The 1,767-nt window shown below is 62.1% G+C and carries 2 protein-coding genes; both read left to right on the top strand.

What is annotated here, in order from left to right:
• On the top strand, positions 1-563 hold a 563-nt coding region (locus ABD848_RS24815), incomplete at its 5' end, for a condensation domain-containing protein (protein WP_344977620.1).
• A gap of 6 nt (positions 564-569) precedes the next feature.
• Positions 570-1,767: non-ribosomal peptide synthetase (locus ABD848_RS24810; RefSeq protein WP_344977617.1), on the top strand; the 1,198-nt coding region annotated here is incomplete at its 3' end.

Raw genomic sequence — 1,767 nt, 5'->3', positions numbered from 1 at the left:
ACCTGCAAGAACAAAACATGCAGATGCGCCAGTACGAATACAGCCCCCTCAACCAGGTCCAGCAATGGAGCGAACTTCCCGCCAACGCCCCACTGTTCGAAACCCTCTTCGTCTTCGAGAACTACCCGGTGGAGAAAGACGAGACGGCTAGCTTGCGCTTCGACATGACCCGCTCGGAAGAACGGGTTAATTATCCGCTGGCCCTCGTCGTGCTCGATGAAGATCAGCTTGAAATCTCCGCTCAATACGACACGAGACGGTTTGAGAAGGAAGCGATCGAACGCATGCTCGGTCATCTCCGAAGTATCTGCTCTCAGATAACTCAGGCTCCGGAGGTGCAACTGAGCGAGATCAACGCTCTCACCGAGGAGGAACGTCTACAGATCCTCCAGCAAGGGACCGCCACCACCGAAGAGACGCAGGTCGATGCCGACTTCGACCTGTCGGCCTTCGCCGCAGAAATCAAAACCGCCGAAGAACGGGAACTTCTTGAGCAACTCGTCGCAGAGGCTCAGGGAATGTCGCCAAGTGATCTTCAGGTCCAAGATTACCGAGACGAGTGAAAAATCATGAGTGAGCTTCTTTCTCAGCTTGAGAACCTGTCTCCGGAGCAGCAAGCACTGGTGCGTCGTCGACTCCAACAGATGAAGCAGCAGCCGACGTCGTTGCACGGATTGTTTGAGGGGCAGGTTCGTCGGTGCCCTGATCGTGTGGCTGTTGCCTTCGGCGATTGCCAGTTGAGCTATGCGGATGTGGACCGGTGGTCGAACCGGCTGGCTCACCTGTTGCGCGACCGCGGGGTCGGACGGGAGAGCCTGGTCGGGCTGTGTGTCCCGCGCTCCCCGGAAATGGTCATCGGCCTGCTGGCGATCCTCAAAGCCGGCGGCGCCTACGTCCCACTGGACCCCTCCTACCCGGCCGAGCGACTGGCGTTCATGGTCTCCGATGCCGGGATGCAGATCGTGGTGGCCCGAAACTCGGTGCTCGACGTGTTGCCCGAGTCCGATGCGCACGTGCTGACCGTAGAGGACTTCTGGTCCGACCTGCGAAACTGGCCGGACACCTCCCCAGAAGCGGGCGTCACTCCCGATGACTTGGCCTACGTGATTTACACGTCGGGTTCCACCGGCCGCCCCAAGGGCGTGCAGGTCCCGCATCGCGGTTTTCGCAACATCGCGCAATGGCAGTACGAGAACTACGGGTTGGAGACGCCGCAGCGGGTCCTGCAAGGGACGTCGCTGAGCTTCGACATCTCCGTGTGGGAGCTGTGTACGGCGCTGCTGTCGGGCGGCACGCTGGTCCTGCCTCCTCCCGACCTCCAGATGGCGGGCTCCGATCTCGCTGATCTGCTGATCGAGCAGGGCGTCGAGAACATCAGCCTGACGCCGGCCGCGCTGTCCACGCTGCCTGAGGATTCGTTGCCGTTCCTGCGCTGCATCAGCGTCGGTGGTGAAGCGTGCCCGCTCAACCTGGTCCGTGTCTGGGCTCCCGGTCGGGCTTTCTTCAACGGCTACGGTCCGACCGAGGCCACGATCGGTGTGTGCCTTGCCAAGTACGAGCCCGACCTGGAGCGCGTCCACATCGGTCGTCCCATCCCGGGGGCGCAGCTCTACGTTCTCAACTCGCGTCATCAGCTCCTTCCGACCGGTGTTGCCGGTGAGCTTTATATCGGTGGGGCCGGGCTTGCGCGGGGCTACCTGGGCCGGCCCGAGCTGACCGCCGAGGCGTTCATCGCCAACCCCTTCAGCGAGGAGGGCGGCAGCCGCC

Origin of the sequence: Salinactinospora qingdaonensis (assembly GCF_039539445.1) — a bacterium.
GTDB lineage: Bacteria > Actinomycetota > Actinomycetes > Streptosporangiales > Streptosporangiaceae > Salinactinospora > Salinactinospora qingdaonensis.
This window is presented reverse-complemented; position numbering and strand designations above follow the sequence as displayed.